The organism is Carnobacterium sp. 17-4 (assembly GCF_000195575.1).
Classification (GTDB): domain Bacteria; phylum Bacillota; class Bacilli; order Lactobacillales; family Carnobacteriaceae; genus Carnobacterium_B.
Genome location: NC_015391.1, coordinates 2,269,977 through 2,288,345, shown reverse-complemented (window position 1 = coordinate 2,288,345; position 18,369 = coordinate 2,269,977). Strand labels below are relative to the sequence as shown.

The window sequence follows — 18,369 nt, the reverse complement described above, 5'->3', positions numbered from 1 at the left end:
GAGGAAAATTAGTATGAGTATAACAGCTGTAAGAATAGATGGAAGGTTGATTCATGGACAAGTTGCAAATCTTTGGACCACAAAACTAGGTATCAGCAGAATTATGGTTGTAGATGATGGCGTAACAACTAATGCAATTGAAAAGAGCGGGTTGAAATTAGCCACTCCAGCAGGGGTGAAGCTAAGTATTTTATCAATAGAAAAAGCAGCTGCAAATATTCTAGCTGGAAAATATGACTCACAGCGATTACTAATCATCGCAAAAAAACCAGATAGATTATTAAAGCTAGTTGAATTGGGTGTACCTATAAAAAAAATCAATGTTGGAAATATGTCTCAATCTGAGGAATCAAAATCCATTACAAGATCTATTAACGTCCTAGAAGAAGACATTGAGAATTTTAAGAAACTCGATGAAAACGGTGTGGAATTGGTATCACAAATGGTGCCGAATGATCGCGAAGAAAAATTCATGGATTTACTAAAACAACACATTTAAAGAAGAGATAGAGGAGGAAAAAATAATGGCAGTTGCATGGTGGCAAATTATATTGTTAACGCTTTACGCAGGATATCAAATTTTAGATGAATTACAAGTTTATACTGGTCTTGCTCAACCGGTATTCGCTGGATTAGTAGCTGGTTTAATTATGGGAGATGTTACAACAGGACTTATTATTGGTGGGAGCATGCAATTAACAGTTTTAGGTATTGGTACATTTGGAGGGTCTTCAAAAATCGATGCTAACTCCGGTACGGTATTGGCGACAGCCTTTTCAGTAGGAATTGGTATGAACCCTGAACAGGCCATTGCAGCAATCGCAGTTCCAGTAGCTGGATTAATGATTCAAATGGATATCTTAGGAAGATTTGCAAATACATTCTTTGCACATCGTATTGATACAAAGATTGAAGAAATGGATTATAAAGGAATTGAACGCAACTATCTGATGGGCGCATTATCTTGGTCATTATCTAGAGCTATTCCAGTACTATTAGCGCTAAGTCTTGGCGGAAGCTTCGTCAATTCTATTGTTAGTGTCTTGAACAACCAATTATTATGGTTGGGTAATGGATTAGCTGTAGCCGGAGCTGTTCTACCTGCTGTTGGTTTCGCTATCTTATTAAGATACTTACCAGTTAAAAAACATTTACCTTACTTGATTTTAGGCTTTGTCATTACGGCGTTGTTAACGACTGTATTTGGAAATATTCAAGTACTTGGCGGATCTGTAGCTGGTGTAGTAGAAGGATTTGCGAATACATTTACAGGCATGCCAATGTTAGCTATCGCATTGATAGGATTTGCATTTGCCTTTAAAGAGTACAAAAGAACTACAGAAGCTCCGAAATTTCAACAAATGAATGGTTCAGTATCAGAGGAAGGAGAAATAGAAGATGACGAAATCTAATTATAAGTTAACCAAAAAAGACTTTAACCAAATCAATAGAAGAAGTTTGTTTGGATTTCAACTTGGTTGGAACTACGAACGTATGCAAGGATCAGGGTATTTATATACGATTTTACCTCAATTAAGGAAAATGTATGGTGATGGTACACCAGAATTGAAATCAATGATGAAAACACATTCTCAATTTTTCAATACAAGTAACTTTTTAAATACGATCGTTACAGGAATCGACATGGCGATTGAAGAAGAGGAAGGCATTGCTGGTCAAGAATCAATTGCTGGGCTAAAGGTTGGTTTAATGGGACCATTCGCGGCAATTGGAGATTCAATTTTCGGAGCTTTGCTGCCAACTATTTTTGGAGCATTAGCTGCTAACATGGCAGTAAATGGAAACCCTATCGGTGCATTAATCTGGATGTTGGTTAACTTCGCTGTAATGTTCTTCCGGTGGAAGCAACTAGAAATTGCTCATAAAGAAGGAGTCTCACTTGTTACAACGATGCAAAGCCGACTTACTGCTATCACAGATGCTGCTACATTATTAGGGGTATTCATGGTGGGGGCTTTAGTTGCAACTATGATCAATGTTCGCTTATCTTGGACACCTGTCATCGGTGACTTAGTTATTGACGTACAAAACAATGTGGATATGATTATGCCTCGTCTTTTGCCAGCAGTAATTGTTGGAGCTGTCTATTGGTTACTAGGCAAAAAGAATATCACATCTACTAAAGCTATTTTTATTGTATTAGTAGTATCTATCGCTTTGTCAGCACTAGGTGTTATTTCAAAATAAGAATTAAGTAAAGGAATGAATAGAATGAACAATTTGATACTGGTAAGCCATGGAGATTTCTGTAAAGAATTAAAAAAGAGTGCAGAAATGATTTTAGGCTCACAGGAAAATATTTTTACAGTATCTTTATTGCCACACGAAGGTGAAAAAGAATTTACTGAAAAATTTGATACAGTTGCTGATCTGCTAGATGAGAATTATATTGTATTCTCTGATTTGTTGGGCGGTACTCCCTGCAACATTGTTTCAAAAAAAATTATGAGTGGTTCTAAATTTAATTTATATACTGGTATGAACTTGCCAATGATTATCAGTTTCGTAAATGCGACGATGACTGGCAATACTCATACTATTTTAGAGGAAACCAAAGAAAGTATCGTTAAAGTAAATGATTTACTAGATGCAGATGATTTTGATGAAGAAGATGAATAGAATGGAGTGAAGTAAACATGCAACTATTTACTAAATCACGAGATGAATTAAAGGATCTTGGAGCGACGATCACTACTCAAGAAATTAGGCAACAGCCTGGGCTTTGGGAAGAGGCCTGGGACAATTATCAAAATCAAAAAGAAACAATAGACTCTTTCTTACAACAAATAAAAAAAGAGACATCTAGTAAAATACGTATAGTTTTTACTGGAGCTGGCACATCAGCTTATGTTGGTGACACCGTTTTACCATACTTAAATAATGCTGGTAACACAGATTCATTCATTTTTGAAAGTATTCCAACAACCGATATCGTTGCCTCTCCAAAGGATTATCTGCATGAAGAGGATTGGACGGTGTTAGTTTCATTTGCAAGGAGCGGAAACAGCCCTGAAAGTATTGCAGCAGTTGCTAATGCTAACCAAGTTGTGAGAAATATTCGACACATCACCATTACTTGTGCAGCAGATGGAGCTTTAGCAAAAGCTGCCTCTAAAGATGAAAAAAATCTTTTGCTATTGATGCCTGAACGGTCTAATGATCAGGGGTTCGCTATGACAGGAAGTTTTACTTGCATGACGTTAACTGCCTTACTGGTTTTTGACCAATCTTCTTTAGAAGAAAAAGCAAGTTATGTTAATACTGCCATTAAAATGGGTAACGAAGTAGTATCAAATGAAGATAAATTAGCTAATATAGTTGCAGCTGACTTTAATCGCATTGTTTACTTAGGATCTGGCAGCTTAGCAGGATTGACCCGTGAGGCTCAGTTAAAGGTATTAGAGTTAACAGCTGGCAAAATCAGTACTATGTTTGATTCATCTATGGGATTTCGTCATGGCCCTAAATCATTTGTAAATGAACAAACACTGGTTTTTGTCTTTGTAAACAATAATCCATACACACGTAAGTATGATTTAGATATTTTAGAAGAAGTATACCAAGACCAAATTGCACTACAAACAATTGCTATCGCACAGCCTGTAGAAGGACAAAATTTTTCTGGTACAACATTCGATTTTGACAAACAGCATACTTTATTACCAGAAGGGTATCTTGCTTTACCTTTTATCATGGCAGCGCAAACTGTGTCATTGCTTTCTTCTATTAAAGTTAAAAACACACCGGATACTCCTTCTAAATCTGGAACCGTTAATCGAGTAGTCAAAGGCGTAACGATACACGAATACAAGATATAAACAGAAAAAGGGATGAAAAAATGGGGAACTATTATATATATGCGAGCCGATTTTTCTTGCCGAGCGGAATAGAAAATGAAGGGTATTTATCAGTTAATGAGGGGAAATTTGGATCCTATATAAAGGAACTGCCTAATAAGAATGAAACAATCCTAGATTATTCAGGAAAATGGATTGCTCCTGGACTTGTGGATACACATATTCATGGATTCATGGGTCATGACGTGATGGATAATGACTTTGAAGGCATTAAAGCAATGTCAGAAGGCTTGTTAAGTTGCGGAGTGACATCCTTTTTACCTACTACTTTAACTTCAGATGTTGAAACATTAAATCAAGTGAGCCAGACAATTGGAGATCGCTATCAAGAAGTAAAAGGAGCTAAAATTCGGGGGATTTTCTTTGAGGGACCGTTCTTTACAGAAGAACACAAAGGGGCACAAAATCCTCGGTTCTTCCAAGATCCAAGTATAGAGATCTTTCATCATTGGCAAGAGTTATCACATGGATTAATAAAAAAAATAGCTATTGCTCCAGAAAGAGAAGGAGCTGTTGGCTTTACAGAAAAAATAGTCAAAGAAGGTGTGGCTGTTGCTCTTGCGCATAGTTCTGCAACATATGAACAAGCTGAAATGGCTGTTTCTTCTGGTGCTTCTATCTTTGTTCACACATACAATGGAATGAGTGGTATGAACCATAGAGAACCAGGAATGGTTGGAGCAGCAATGACGACAAAAGATACTATAGCTGAGTTGATTTGTGATGGGCATCATGTTCATCCAGCTGCGGCAGAAGTTTTAATAAAAGCTAAAACACCAGAACACATTGCATTGGTCACCGATTGTATGAGAGCTGGTGGGATGCCAGAAGGAGATTATACTCTAGGGGAATTTCCAGTTGAAGTAAAAGATGGAGCAGCTCGTTTAAAAGAAAACGGAAGTCTAGCTGGAAGTGTTCTAAGATTGATGGATGCTGTTAAAAATATTTGTGATTGGGATATTGCTACAATTGAAGAGACTATTCGAATGGCTTCTATTGTTCCAGCAAAAAGCTGTCATATCGATGATCTTTGTGGCAGTTTGCAGACTGGGCAGGATGCAGATTTCTTAGTATTGGATACTCAATTGAATTTGCATGAAACGTACTTAAACGGGGTATCAGTATATAAAAATGATAATTAAAGGATGAAGAGAATGCTGAAAATTTCAAAATCAAAAAAAGAAGCAATGGATCGTTTATCTACAAAAGAGGGATATATTGAAGCCTTGGCTATTGACCAACGAGGTGCTTTGAAAAAAATGATCACATCAGAAGGCCAAGAGCCAACGGATGAAAGTATTATTGAATTTAAAAAATTAGTATCTGAAGAGTTGACTCCGTATGCTTCTTCTATTTTATTGGATCCTGAATTCGGATTGGAAGCAGCAGCTGCACGTCATTCTGAAGCAGGTTTGTTGTTAGCGTATGAAAAAACGGGCTATGATGTTACAGTATCAGGACGGTTGCCTGACTTATTAGCAGATTGGTCTGTGAAAGGGTTAAAAGATAAAGGCGCTGACGCTATCAAATTCTTGCTTTATTATGACGTTGATGAAGATTCTAAAATAAATCATCAAAAACATGCTTTTGTAGAACGTTTGGGAAGTGAATGTTATGGAGAAGATATTCCTTTCTATTTAGAGCTACTATCTTATGACAAGGACATTCAAGACAATAATTCGAATGAATACGCTAAAGTAAAACCTCATAAGGTAAATGATATGATGAAAGAATTCTCTAAACCACAATATAAAGTTGATGTGTTAAAAGTTGAAGTACCCGTAAATATGAATGCTGTTGAAGGTTTTGGTGAAGAAATAGTTTATACCAAAGCTGCTGCTGCTGTGTATTTTAAAGAACAAAGCGAGTCTACTCATTTACCATTTATTTTCCTTAGTGCAGGTGTATCGGCTAATTTATTCCAAGACACTCTTTATTTTGCAAAAGAATCTGGGTCTACTTTTAATGGCGTTCTTTGTGGAAGGGCAACTTGGAAAAATGGTGTCCATCATTTTGTAGCAAATGGAGAAGAGGCAGCTAGAAAATGGCTTCAAACAGAAGGTAAAGAAAATATTGAAAGTTTGAATAAAGTAGTAGAGCGTACCGCTACTTCATGGCATGAAAAAGTAGAAGTTAGCGAATAAAGGGGGGACAAATTTGATACTGACGGTAACAATGAACCCTTCTATCGACATTTCGTATTCCATTAAAGAACTTAAACTAGATGACATTAACCGAGTCTCTCAAGTTTCAAAAACAGCAGGAGGGAAAGGTTTGAACGTTACCCGTGTTGTTCATGAGCTTGGTGGACCGGTTAAAGCTACTGGAATAGTAGGAGGACATCTTGGAAATCAACTCAAAGAACAGCTAGATTTAACTGATATTGAGCATGATTTCTATCCTATCTTACAAGAAACTAGAAATTCAATCGCTGTATTGCATGATGAGCACAACCAAACCGAAATACTTGAGTCTGGTCCAACGGTGAAAGAAGCTGAGGTTGAAGGATTCGTAGAGGTTTTTCAGCGGTTATTGAGTAAAACCAACTTGTTAACTATTTCTGGAAGTTTGGCAAAAGGATTGCCAACTGATTTCTATGTTCGGCTTATTATGTTGGCAGAAGAAAAAGGTATTGATACTTTGCTAGATACTTCTGGAGAGGCTTTGAAAGAAGTACTAAAAGGAAAGACAAAACCTAAATTGATTAAGCCAAACTTGACTGAACTCAGCGATTTATTACAGATGCAACTGGATAGCAAACAACCAGAAGTATTAAAGCAAGCTTTAAATCATTCACTGTTTGCAGGAGTTGAATGGATTGTTGTGACTCTAGGAGGCGATGGAGCCATCGTGAAACACAATGATTTGTTTTATCGTGCAACGATTCCAAAGATTGATGTCATTAATCCAGTTGGGTCTGGTGATGCAACGATTGCTGGATTAGCTTACGCCTTAAGTCGTTACGATTCTGATGAGAAAACAATAAAGACTGGAATGACAACGGGCATGTTAAATGCTTTAGAACCTGTTACTGGACACATTAATACAAAACATTTTCAAACACTCTATAGCCAAATAATTGTTGAACCATTTTAAAAAGATTGAAAAAAATTAAAATCAATTTGGTGAAAGTTGTTGTGCTAGACAGTTAAAGACAAAAGATGTCAAAAAAACTTTAATATAAAAAAATCCGTAGCCACTTAATGAAGGGTAACGGATTTTTTTGTATCCAATTATAAGCTGAAAAAGGCGTTTATTGCATATGTTATTAATAAAAAGGCAATAATGAAAAATAAAATGGGAAGTAGAAAAGCTGAAACCATTTGTAGCACAAAGTTCATACGTGTGTATATCTTTTCAAAGGTTGTTTGAAAACCTACAAACAGAAAATACAAGGCAAATAAAGGCCAAGAAAAAATAAGGTTATAGATTAGTAGTAGCAATAATAATTGACCAAGTGTCGGTTGAAATTGCTGAACAACTGTCAAATAGGCAATAAAAGGAGCAGCTGTTGAAAATTCAACGACCGTAGTTGTAAAACCAATACCTATCAAAGAAGCTGGAGTGATTTTTTTTTCAGAAAACTTCAATTCTAGTTCTTTTGACTCATTATCACTCTTATCCATAAGAAACTGTCTAGTTTTCCAATTGATTAAAAAAGAACGAATACTGTACCAAATAAGAATACTACCAGCAATAAAGGCTAAGACTGCAGTTGGAAATTTAAGCATCGTCCAATAGGTTGTCAAAAACTGTTCATTTAAAATGGATACACCGGTATAGAAAACGAAACTAGCTAAATAGTTTGTTAAAAACAACGTTACAATGTAATACCAAATGTGGTGTGTTTTTTTTAACAAACCTTGTAAAGTAAATTGTTGGGCAATAGCAAAAGGGTTGAAAGAATCTATAAAACTAGTAACAACGGTCAGACTAATAAGTGAAAAAATAATAATCTCCTCCTAAAAATAAAAAAAGATACACGCAACTTCTACTCCTGCAGGGCCTATCGGAGTAGAAAATACGTGTATCCTAGGTTTACTCGGCAGCAAACCAAACGTTATCAATTTAATTGCTATAGTAACAAAAATTTAGATGACCTGTCAATAGTACTAATAGATTTGAGTAATTTTAAAATTTCCGGCTAGAACCACCGCCGCCAGAACGACCACCGCCACCGGAACGTCTACTTGACTTTTTACTGCTTCCAGAACGAGTTCTATTTCTTCCAACTTTTGAACTCCCGCCACTACCAGGTGTGAAAATAACAAAACCGATACATACAATAATAATAAGCACGTTAAATGGTTTTAAACTCTTAAAAAAACGGATAGTGGAGGGAATAAAACCATTATCGCGTGGAGGAGTGATGGGTGTTTCCGTGACTACTGGAATGCTAGAAGTTTCAATTTCATAATGGTATTCATTGTTTATTTCGGTTGTAGTATCTCTAAAGATTTCTTGTAGACCAGCATCGAATAAATTGTTGCGTAAATAAGCTAGATTATCATCTAATATTATTCCAGTTTTCCCATCTGTTAAAGTACCTTCTAAACCATATCCCACTTCAAGCCGAATTTCTCGTTCCTCTGCTGCTAATAAAATCAAAACACCATTTTCATAGTCACTATTTCCAATTTTCCATTTTTCAAAAAGGTCGACACTATAGTTTTCAATTGTTTCTCCATCTAATGATTTGATAACTGCTACGATTATTTGAGGTTTCTCAATAGTTTGGTTGTATTGTTCATTTATCGTTAGAATAATTTCTTTTGTCTCTGGAGTCAAAATCCCAGCTTCATCATAATAATAAAAATCAGGCGAAACTTCTGGTAATTCAGCTGCAGCTGCTGGTTGAGCGTGTAAGAATAAGAGGGAAAATAAGGCAGTAAAAACAATCCGAATTATAGGGAACGGTTTATCATTAAAAGTATGCATAGTTTTATCGATTCTCCATTTCCTTAAAAAAAGGCTAGAATGTCTTTTAGAGTTTTAGTGTACCATATGTTAAATGTTTCTTAGAATTTAAGTATTAAAAAGAGAGAGAACTCCTTTGTGAAAAAAGGGGTTCTCTCTCTTAAAATAATAAACTATTACAATTATTCAATCACCAATCAATGAATGCTTAATTGTAAAGCCTCCAAATTCTTACGCATTAAACTTAGATAGTCCATTCCTTCGTCTTGCATTTCTTGAGAGACACTTTCAAGGTCATATAAAACTTCTATATCAGTATCTGTTTCTTGTCCTACTGTTTGTGCAATAGAAGAGTCTGCACCTTGTTGGTAATAAATAACTGGAACGTCATATTCCTTAACTAATTCACTGATTTCCGCAATACGTGAGGGGCTAGGTTCTACTTCAGTAGAAATGCCTCCCACAGCAATTTGTTCTAAGTTGTATCGCTGAGCAATATATCCGAATGCTTGATGTTGAACGACAAACACACGATTAGTTGCAGAAGACAAAGCTGTTTTATACTCTTCATCTAATTTTTGAAGTTCTAAAATAAATTTTTCAGCGTTTTCTTCATATATAGCTTTTCCCTCAGGGTCAGCTTGAATCAATGCCTCTTTGATTACAGTCACTTGGTCTTGAGCTAATACTGGATCTAGCCAGATGTGAGGATCTGAACCTTCATGATCATCGAGAACGATCTCAACAGGAGCTGATTCAGCGTATGGAGTACCAGCTTTGTCAGAAAAGACAACTTTGACGTCAAAACTTTCGCCAGTTGTTTCATACTCAAATGTTTCCTGTGTTTGATCTGAGATGGCCTTCCAGTCTGCGTTAGCTTCACGAATATACCACTGTAGTTTAGTTGAATCTTTCATCTCAGTTGAATCGGAAACAAGTTGAACAATATCTCCAGTATGGTAGTGACCAACTAGTCCATTAACTTCAACGGTAGTAGGCAGATCTCCATCCACATCCACTTCAAGGGACTCATCACTGTGATCACTGCTATCTGTATGCTCATGTTCATGCGTTTCAGTACTAATAAAATTATCAGCATCAGCTGTACGAACAGCAATAAGGTCTTCACTATCAAGTGAACTCATCAGGCTACCAACCCAAGGCTCCATTTCACCACTACTGTAAACAAACACATCTGCATCATTTATAGCAGCAACATCTCGAGCACTTGGTTCAAAACCGTGAGCATCAGTTCCAGGTTTTATGATCATAGAAACATCAGCGCGATCACCAGCTACTTCTTTTGTAAATTCATAAACTGGGTAAAAAGTGGTAACAACTGATAATTCTGAGCTATTCTTTGCTTCGCTGTTAGATCGCTCTAGTCCACATCCAAAAAGGATCACACCTGCAACTAAACTGAGCATACTTGAAACAAACCATTTTCTTTTCATATTTTCCTCCTGAATCCATCTGCTAAACGCATTTAACAAATGGATTGCTATCATTTATTTAAAATTTGTTTATGGATAGTACATTTAAAGACTGATTTCAAAATAGTTTAGTGAGCTAACATATCTTGAACAAGTCCAGTTGCATCTAAGTCAGCAGGATAATAAGTTGGCCAGTTATCCATTTCTTCTAAAACTGTGTCTCTGTCATCTCCCCAGAATAAATGATAATGGTGAGATTCTTCCGGGAAAATATTGTGGTCACTAAATTGAATGTATTCAGGCATTTCGTCTGAACCGTCAACTAATTTAAAGACAAAACGTACGCCTCTATTTCCTTTTTCGTAATTAAGTATTTCATAGCCATCATTTTCGTAAGTTCCCGAATAGTCTTTCTCATCATCATAAAAAGTAACTTGATTTCCCTCAATAACAACTTGATCAACAGTCGTTTCATATCCAATAGTGTAGTAGTCTTTGTATTCTGCAGCAGTCATAGCGTCACTTTCTTCCGCTTTATGTTCAAAGACCTCATCTAAATCACCAGACTGAAGGTAAGGAAAGACAGATTGCCATTCTCCTTCAAAATCGGATAGTTCACGATTTTCTACTTGATCATCTTCAAAATAGCCTGCATAGATTTGTTTGCTCGCTTCATCATGACCATGGTGGTCATCAATAACAATTTTAGCAGGTTCCGATTCAGCATAAGGCTCATCATTATCATCTACTAAGGCAGCTTTGATTTCTAACCCATCAGCAGTAGCTTCTCCAATAAAGTCTTTAGTTCTTTGACCAGAAACAACTTTCCACTCGCTTTCTTCGTTTTCTCTTGTATACCACTGCCACTGAGTTGTTTCAGTTTCTTTTTCTGGCAGAGCACTTAGTTCAACAGAATCACCTGTATGGTAATGATCTGCTAAACCATTGATTTCAATAATTTGATTTTCATAACTTTCAGTAGCTAGATCACTCATACTACTTTGTGACTCTTGGTCTGAAGCAACATTGTCTCCACATGCTACTAATAGAATACTAACAGCAACCAATCCTATGTACTGACTTAACTTTTTTTTCATTTATTTCGTCCTCCAATGTTTTTAAATCGTAATCATTACGTTTTAAAACTTAACATTTTTCTATACATATTGTCAACAAAATTATATAAACTTTTGTTTTAGTCTAAGAAAAATCGAAAGATTATTACTTATAATTACTGACAGGACGGGAAAGAAACGAGTTTTAATCCTTATATGAAATCCAAGGATTTATTTAGATAAATTAGAATTCAAAAAAAAGTTGGGAACTATTTCAAAAACATTTAATAATAAAAGCTTCTAAAAAACCTGCTATACCAAATCTGTAAGTGAACAGATTTAGCATAGCAGGTTTTTTTGATTAAATAATTTAATTTAAAAAGATTTTCTTTATGAGCTATTTCTTTTCGATTCCAATAATACCAAAAGCTCCAGGTCCACCATGGCTTGAAATAACAGCACCAGCTGAGAACCAAGAAGGGTCATTGTAACCTGCTTCTTGTAACAAAGATTTAGCAAGTTGTTTATGGTCTTCACTCAATCTTTTTGTCCCACCAATAATCAAAGTTTCTGGATCAATGTCATAGTTTTTAATGAAATCTTTAACGGTATTTTTCAAACAGCGATCAAATGATCCACGATATTTTTTCGAAGCCACTAAATAGCCGTCCTTAAGAATAATAGTAGGGTGAAGGTTCAAAAGAGAGGCACCAAGATAGGCTACATTTGAAACTCGTCCTCCAGCTTTCAGATAAAGTAATGACTGAGGCAAGAAAACAAAACGTGTACGTTCACGGACATCTTCCACAAAAGCAACAATCTCTTCAGCAGTGGTATTTGGATTATTTTCAATGAATTTTGCAGTTGCAACAATCACAGCAGTTAAGCCGCCAGAAACATTTTTACTATCAACGATATGGATATTTTTAAAATCTTCAGCTGCAATATTGCAAGAAGTATAAGACACTGTTGTGACTGCTGAGTAAGCAATATGGATAATGTGAGCTTCTGGAAAATTTGCAAAGATTTGCTCGAAAGCAAGACTGTTATCTTGTGGAGTAGTTCCCGCAGTTTTTGGTAAGGTACCTGTTTGATCATAAAAACGATAAACATCTTCAACGTCAAAACTTCCGTCATCAAAGGTCTCCGAACCCATAGTAACATGCATGGGAATAACATGAATATTGTAACGCTCGATAAGCTCTGGAGATATATCAGAACCGCTTTCGGTGGTGATTATAAATTTTGTCATAGTTGCCTCCTGTTTTAATTTCTAGTATACGTAGTTATGGTAATCATATCATAAGCAAAGAGGAAGTTATACTGATATTAAGCGTTTCTTTCGATTTTTGATAATTGTAATGGTCACATAAATTTTTGATCCATATTTTTCTATTAGGATACTGATATAAAGATATATATTCCTTAAACAATGGGATTTGAGTTCTTGAATCTACATGTCAGTAGACGTATACTTAGAGGATATTCTGCCTAGTAAATTGGAAAGGGGGAGTTCTAAAAATGTTTGAATTTCTAAACAATTTATTTCAAAAAAAGCAACTAACCGAACAACAAAAAATGTCCATAATCGAACTAGTAGATAATGAAGAATCCTTTATTAATCCAAGAGATGTTATTGTGAAAAAGAAACAGTTTAAAAAGGATGAAAAAAAAGCATGGGCAAGATATATTACGCCCTATATAAGAATGAATGATAATTTCACCCCTCAATTAGAACGAGAAATTGATGCATTATTTAATAGAATATGTGATGTTGTTGATGTGGAATTGAAAAAGAAACGTAAAAATATCAAACATGTGAAGTCTGAGCATTACTATTATCGGGAATCTGTTTTTGACGAAATTTATCGGCTATCCAAAGATGTAGTCTGTTCATATTACAGACAAGAGAGTAAAGCATCGGCTGATTTTATATCTTATCTAATAAAGACTATGCTATCTAAGGATATCTGTCACTTTCTTATGAAAGAAATCGATGAACACCGTCAAAGCCTTCCCTTTCCGGATGAAGAAACGAGAGAACAATTTAGATTAACCTCCTTTGGTACAAAAATTATCTGGTGGGATCCATCAGGAGAGTTACGAAATGAACAGATATTTAATAGTACTGAAATGAATTATTTCAATAAATTAATGAAAAGACCCACCAAGTTTACTGAACTACCAGCCCTTATGACCCTTTGTTTGCAGAAATACACAGAACTGTTACAAATTGTATTAGATGACTTAGAAGATGAAACAATTAGCTGGAAAATAAAGCCTAATAATTATTTCAGGCAATATTTCCAGTTGCCAATGGATGATTCTCGTCTTTGGAATGAAACCAATCGTCTATCAGCTGATATCTATCTCTTTACTGAAAACAGTATTCGCAAAGAAATCGAAGGGTTTCGTTTGTTAGCTGCTGAAGAGAGCCAACAAAGTCTGCAAAAGTATTTGCCAAAAGAAACCGTTCAGAAAATCCAAGAGAATCTGAACCAAAAGACTGATTTAGACTTTGATTACCCAACCATAATAAGTTTGAGAACGGTGTACAAGACTGCATGGAATGAAGCGGCTAATTTTATTATTGATCAACCAGTTGGAAAAGTTAGTATGTTTCTTGAAGATATAGCCAAAGATCCAGATTTGAAAAAAATAGCCACTAAGGTAATCAAAAATAGCACCGATTCGAATAAACACAGGGTAGTTATTTTCTTAATGGAAAAGAGGGAATTGCCATTAATAAAAGCACAACAAAAGCAACGTGATGACTTCATTCATTCAACCCGACAAGAAGAGTATCAAGAGTTGTTGATTGCCCAAGAGTTAGTTTACGAAAATCTACCAGCATTGTTGGATAAACTAGCGCAGCCGGCACGAAGAAAAATCAAGTTGGACAATGAATTGATCACCGCATCCAATTCAGCGCTGTATAATATCATTGATATGGTGGATGATTATTTGGGTGAGGAAGAAATAAATCCAGATAGAGTTCCAAACACTCTTGTTTACAAGGAGATATCGGTGGCAACAGAGCAGTTGGAATCTAACAATGCTGTGTCTGTCTCTATTTTAGAAGAGGCGAATGCGAATGAACAAGAAGTAAGCCAACCAACGGAGCAAATGGAATTCTTGAGCTACTTAGTGCGAAACAATGGAATATCTTTAGAAAAGTTTAAACAACAAGCTGCTAACAAAGGCAAGCTCTATCAAGCATATCTTAATGAATTAAATGAAATTTTATACGAAGTATTTGATGATCAAGTATTAACTATTTATCAACAGCAAATACTTATTGAGGATGATTTTATGGAAGAAATGAGGGAATGGATCGATGGTTGAAAAGAAACTGAGAAAGAAGGATGCCCAAGCAATTATTGACTCTTTAGAAGCTGGTGTTGTTCCCATTAGAGGAGTACAGCACGTACTAGTAGGGAGAAGCAATGAAGTCGAGGAAATTATCGCCACCTTACAAAAATTAGAAGACGGCAATAGTGATTTGCGTTTTTGGGTGGGGGATTTTGGATCTGGGAAAAGTTTCGTTTTGCGGACGATCGAATCGTTAGCACTTCAAAAGAATTTCGTGGTATCCACAATTGATTTAACTCCAACACGACGTTTTTACGATTCGTCTGGAAAAGCTCTAGCGCTTTATAATGAAGTCGTCAATAAAATAACGATCAAGAATAACCGTAATGGGAATGCAATTGAAACAATCGTACAACAATGGATTCAAGGACTACTCGAGCAGATTGCTGCAGAAAGTGAGCTTGCCGTTGCTACATTGCTAGAAAAATCTAATTGGAAATTAGTGGAAAACATCATTTTAAAGACAACGAACTCTTTTTACTCATCGGGATTATCCTATGAGTTTGGGCAAGCGCTGATGAAATATTTTGAAGGAGTTGCAGAAGACAATGTTTCTCTTCAAATTGAAGCTATTCGATGGATTCGTGGGGATATCACGACCAAAACAGAAGCTTCTAAAGAATTAGGGATCAAAAATATCATCAACGATTCAAATTATCTTATTGCATTAAAAAATCTAGCAGAATTATTTTTGAAAATTGGTTATAAAGGATTTGTCATCAATTTTGATGAATCAGTCAATTTGTACAAATTACCTCGATCGCTGACAAGGGAAAAAAATTATGAAATGATCCTCAATTTGTATAACGAAACAAAAACGAATGAAGCAAAAGGATTATTTATAAATTTTGGAGCAACGAAAAATACGGTGTATGATGAGCGAAGAGGCTTAGCAAGCTATGGCGCTTTGAAAACACGATTTGGCAATGAGCTGATGAAAAATAAAGCTTATATTAATGTAAATAGTACCGTTATCGATTTGAAGCCACTGACTCCTGAAGAAATTTTTATTCTTTTGAAAAAGCTGTTGGAAATATACAATGTCGCTAATCAAACTGCTTTAATTGTAAAGGATGGCGATATTGAAGAATACATGGAAGCACAGTTGAACCGCCCAGGTGCAGAGGCCTTCTTGACACCGCGTGCGGTAATTAAAGATTACATTGAAATTTTATCTCTACTACGCCAAAACCAGGAGTACTCCTTTACTCAAATTCTTACTGAACGCTTTGGAATAAAGACTTCCATGGTGGAGAAAGACACTGATGACCATGATGAAATAGAGGTTTACTGATGCAAGCTTTTGATAGTTTAAAAAGAGATATTCAACACTATATATACGATAAAGGCTGGTCAAAATTAACTAGAATACAAAGTGCATCTATCAAACAAATCGCTGATACAGATCATAATCTCATTTTGTCTGCGCCGACCGCTTCAGGAAAAACAGAAGCAGCTTTTATTCCGGCAGTAAATGGTGTGGAAGATTGGGATGCTGGACTTAAGATATTGTACATTTCACCATTAAAAGCCTTAATAAATGACCAATTTCAACGCATTAGTGAACTATGTCTATATTTAGATGTTCCAATTACCAGATGGCATGGTGAGGCATCCCAAGCACAAAAAAGAAAGGTTGTAAAAGATCCAAAAGGTATTCTACTGATTACACCCGAGTCTATTGAAGGTATGCTAGTGAACCGTCCTGGTGAAGCACAACAGTTATTTCAAGGGGTAGAATGGATTATCATTGATGAACTGCATAGTTTTCTGGGAACGGAACGTGGGATCCACCTTCAATCCCTGATACAGCGGATTAGTCTATTCATGCAGAATCCACGATTCATTGCAATGAGTGCGACCCTAAGCAAGATAGATTTTAGTTATGCAAAAGATTTCTTTGGAAGCAATCGCAACACAGATATTCTCGTAGACTCTGATAAAAATGATCTACTCGTTACAATAGACTATACAAGTGGCGAAGCAGGCCCATTTATTTCAAGAAAATCTTTAGCCGCTATCTATCAGTATTCCCAAAAAGAAACGATGTTGGTTTTTCCAAATTCGCGGAATAAAGTAGAAGAAATCACCCATAAATTGGAAAAAATGGCTACGAAAGAGAATTTTCCTATTCGATACTTTGCACATCACTCATCAGTGGATAAAGTCTTACGAGAAGAAGTTGAATTTTTTGCGAAAAACAACGAGCAGAATCTGTTTACGATTACTTGTACTTCGACGTTAGAATTGGGAATAGACATTGGAACAGTGGATAGCGTGGTACAGTATAACTCACCTCCATCCACATCCTCTCTCAGCCAACGTTTAGGGCGAAGTGGCCGTAGAACGCATCAGAGCATCTTACATATCGTGGAAGATGACCCTTGGGACATGCTTCAAACTTATTCGGCTTTGGATTTACTGGAAAGAAAAAAAATGGACGCTACGGAAATGATTGATGTGCCATACAATGCATTGGCACATCAGATTATGGCCATACTTTTCCAAAAAACAAGTGTGCGACTAGAGCAATTAAGGCAAATGAACAAATTTTTTCCAGTATGGACAGAGATTTCAGATGCCGATTTAGTTACCTTAATTGACTATATGGTAGAAAAAGAGTTCATCGAAATCATGGGTGAAGAAGCAATTGTGGGCTTAGAAGGGGAACGATTGCTACGCTTCAGAGATTTCTATGCCATGTTTCTGACAACCAGTGATTTTTCCGTTCATTACCAACATGAGCGTATCGGTAGTCTACCGTTTACACCTGACATTCAACTCGAAAGTAAAATTTTGTTGGCAGGTAGGGTATGGAATGTAAAAGATATAGACATTAAAGCAAAACGTATTATGGTCGAAAAGACAACAGAAGGAAAGGCCCCAAAATTTATCAGTGACGCAGGATTTGTTTCCAATGAAGTGCGGGAAAATATGGAAATGCTGTTAAAAAATAGAACATACGCAAGCTTAAACAATGAGAAAATCAACCAGGATTTTGAGTTTATGAAAAGTAAAATGGTCTATGATGACGGGAATTATTGGTACGAGGATAATCAAGCTAATATTGGTGTCGTAACCTTTAAAGGAACTCGTTTTAATATCGCATTATTACTTCTTATTAAAAGTGTTGCTGAGGAGGAAGGGGAATACCAATTGCAAGACAAGTATTCTTTGATCACAGGTCCGAATATGAAAAAGATGATGGAACGACTGAACAAGAATGAAGGTTCTCTGGATACGGTCGTGGCATACCTAGAGAAGAACGAGAAGACTATTGAAGAATTAATTGTCCACCAAAAATTTATGCAATTAGTACCTAAATCATTGAAAATAAAGTGGATTTTGAAAAACTTTTTTCTACGTGAGTTGTGAAAGGTCCTGAAATATAAAAGTCGTTTTATTATAGTGCTTATAGTATGATAATCAGTGTTTTACTTTAGTACTGGAAAAAATGAAAACTGTAAAGGATTCATAAAATAAGGTAGCAAGATGAAATCAATGATTCCGTCCGTGTGCAAAAGAAAATTCTTTTGTATGAGGCGGGGTTTTTATTTATTTTTAATTACTGAACAGAAGGTGAGGATTGAAAGCCTGAAGACAGCCTGAAGACAGCCTGAAGACAGCAAAATTGAGGCTTTGTCATAGCTCTATATAAGCAAATCCGTTCATTCTAGAAGAAATTATAGAAAATTAAAAAATTCTATTAATAAT

General features: G+C 35.9%; 16 protein-coding genes. 11 read left to right on the top strand and 5 right to left on the bottom strand.

The genetic code is table 11. From position 1 onward, the window contains the following. Window positions 1-13 precede the first annotated feature (13 nt). Genes CAR_RS10810 through lacC form a run of 8 tightly spaced genes read left to right on the top strand, consistent with a single transcriptional unit; the run spans window position 14 to window position 6,974 of the window. Window positions 14-499, top strand: coding sequence for a PTS system mannose/fructose/N-acetylgalactosamine-transporter subunit IIB (locus CAR_RS10810; protein ID WP_013711773.1), 486 nt, complete (start codon window positions 14-16; stop codon window positions 497-499). 25 nt (window positions 500-524) lie between these two features. Continuing rightward, on the top strand, window positions 525-1,412 hold the full coding sequence (locus CAR_RS10805) for a PTS mannose/fructose/sorbose/N-acetylgalactosamine transporter subunit IIC (RefSeq protein WP_013711772.1): 888 nt from the start codon (window positions 525-527) through the stop codon (window positions 1,410-1,412). Beyond that, a complete protein-coding gene (locus CAR_RS10800) occupies window positions 1,399-2,208 on the top strand; it encodes a PTS system mannose/fructose/sorbose family transporter subunit IID (protein WP_013711771.1) in 810 nt (269 codons plus the stop codon). The genes CAR_RS10805 and CAR_RS10800 overlap by 14 nt, the downstream gene beginning before the upstream one ends. A gap of 24 nt (window positions 2,209-2,232) precedes the next feature. Then, complete coding sequence (locus CAR_RS10795; RefSeq protein ID WP_041556633.1) at window positions 2,233-2,640, top strand: PTS sugar transporter subunit IIA; 408 nt, start codon at window positions 2,233-2,235, stop codon at window positions 2,638-2,640. 17 nt (window positions 2,641-2,657) lie between these two features. Further along, the gene (locus CAR_RS10790) at window positions 2,658-3,839 is read left to right on the top strand and encodes an SIS domain-containing protein (protein WP_013711769.1); all 1,182 of its coding nucleotides are present in this window, start codon (window positions 2,658-2,660) and stop codon (window positions 3,837-3,839) included. 20 nt (window positions 3,840-3,859) lie between these two features. Beyond that, a complete protein-coding gene (nagA, locus tag CAR_RS10785; protein ID WP_041556631.1) occupies window positions 3,860-5,020 on the top strand; it encodes an N-acetylglucosamine-6-phosphate deacetylase in 1,161 nt (386 codons plus the stop codon). A 12-nt stretch (window positions 5,021-5,032) separates the two neighbouring features. Next, on the top strand, window positions 5,033-6,022 hold the full coding sequence (lacD, locus tag CAR_RS10780) for a tagatose-bisphosphate aldolase (RefSeq protein ID WP_013711767.1): 990 nt from the start codon (window positions 5,033-5,035) through the stop codon (window positions 6,020-6,022). Window positions 6,023-6,035: 13 nt separating this feature from the next. Next, a complete protein-coding gene (gene lacC / locus CAR_RS10775; RefSeq protein ID WP_041556629.1) occupies window positions 6,036-6,974 on the top strand; it encodes a tagatose-6-phosphate kinase in 939 nt (312 codons plus the stop codon). A 137-nt stretch (window positions 6,975-7,111) separates the two neighbouring features. Here lacC and CAR_RS10770 read toward each other — a convergent pair whose 3' ends face one another. From CAR_RS10770 to CAR_RS10750, 5 genes are all read right to left on the bottom strand, one after another. Continuing rightward, entirely contained in the window at window positions 7,112-7,738 is a 627-nt protein-coding gene (locus CAR_RS10770) for a GAP family protein (protein WP_013711765.1), read from the bottom strand. Window positions 7,739-8,009: 271 nt separating this feature from the next. Beyond that, window positions 8,010-8,816 (bottom strand): TPM domain-containing protein, encoded by an 807-nt coding sequence (locus CAR_RS10765; protein ID WP_013711764.1) that lies wholly within the window; start codon window positions 8,814-8,816, stop codon window positions 8,010-8,012. A gap of 176 nt (window positions 8,817-8,992) precedes the next feature. Beyond that, window positions 8,993-10,249: a metal ABC transporter solute-binding protein, Zn/Mn family gene (locus CAR_RS10760; RefSeq protein ID WP_013711763.1), complete on the bottom strand. Its 1,257-nt coding sequence runs from the start codon at window positions 10,247-10,249 to the stop codon at window positions 8,993-8,995. 107 nt (window positions 10,250-10,356) lie between these two features. Continuing rightward, window positions 10,357-11,325 carry a ZinT family metal-binding protein gene (locus CAR_RS10755; protein WP_013711762.1) on the bottom strand — a complete coding sequence of 323 codons (969 nt, stop codon included), beginning with the start codon at window positions 11,323-11,325 and terminating at the stop codon, window positions 10,357-10,359. Window positions 11,326-11,680: 355 nt separating this feature from the next. After that, a complete protein-coding gene (locus tag CAR_RS10750) occupies window positions 11,681-12,535 on the bottom strand; it encodes a DegV family protein (RefSeq protein WP_041556627.1) in 855 nt (284 codons plus the stop codon). Window positions 12,536-12,804: 269 nt separating this feature from the next. On the opposite strand from CAR_RS10750, the gene CAR_RS10745 reads away from it, so the two are divergent. Genes CAR_RS10745 through CAR_RS10735 form a run of 3 tightly spaced genes read left to right on the top strand, consistent with a single transcriptional unit; the run spans window position 12,805 to window position 18,030 of the window. Next, the gene (locus tag CAR_RS10745; RefSeq protein WP_013711760.1) at window positions 12,805-14,628 is read left to right on the top strand and encodes a tellurite resistance TerB C-terminal domain-containing protein; all 1,824 of its coding nucleotides are present in this window, start codon (window positions 12,805-12,807) and stop codon (window positions 14,626-14,628) included. Further along, window positions 14,621-15,949 carry an ATP-binding protein gene (locus CAR_RS10740; RefSeq protein ID WP_013711759.1) on the top strand — a complete coding sequence of 443 codons (1,329 nt, stop codon included), beginning with the start codon at window positions 14,621-14,623 and terminating at the stop codon, window positions 15,947-15,949. Before CAR_RS10745 ends, CAR_RS10740 begins: the two co-directional genes overlap by 8 nt. Next, a complete protein-coding gene (locus CAR_RS10735; protein ID WP_013711758.1) occupies window positions 15,949-18,030 on the top strand; it encodes a DEAD/DEAH box helicase in 2,082 nt (693 codons plus the stop codon). Before CAR_RS10740 ends, CAR_RS10735 begins: the two co-directional genes overlap by 1 nt. Window positions 18,031-18,369 lie beyond the last annotated feature (339 nt).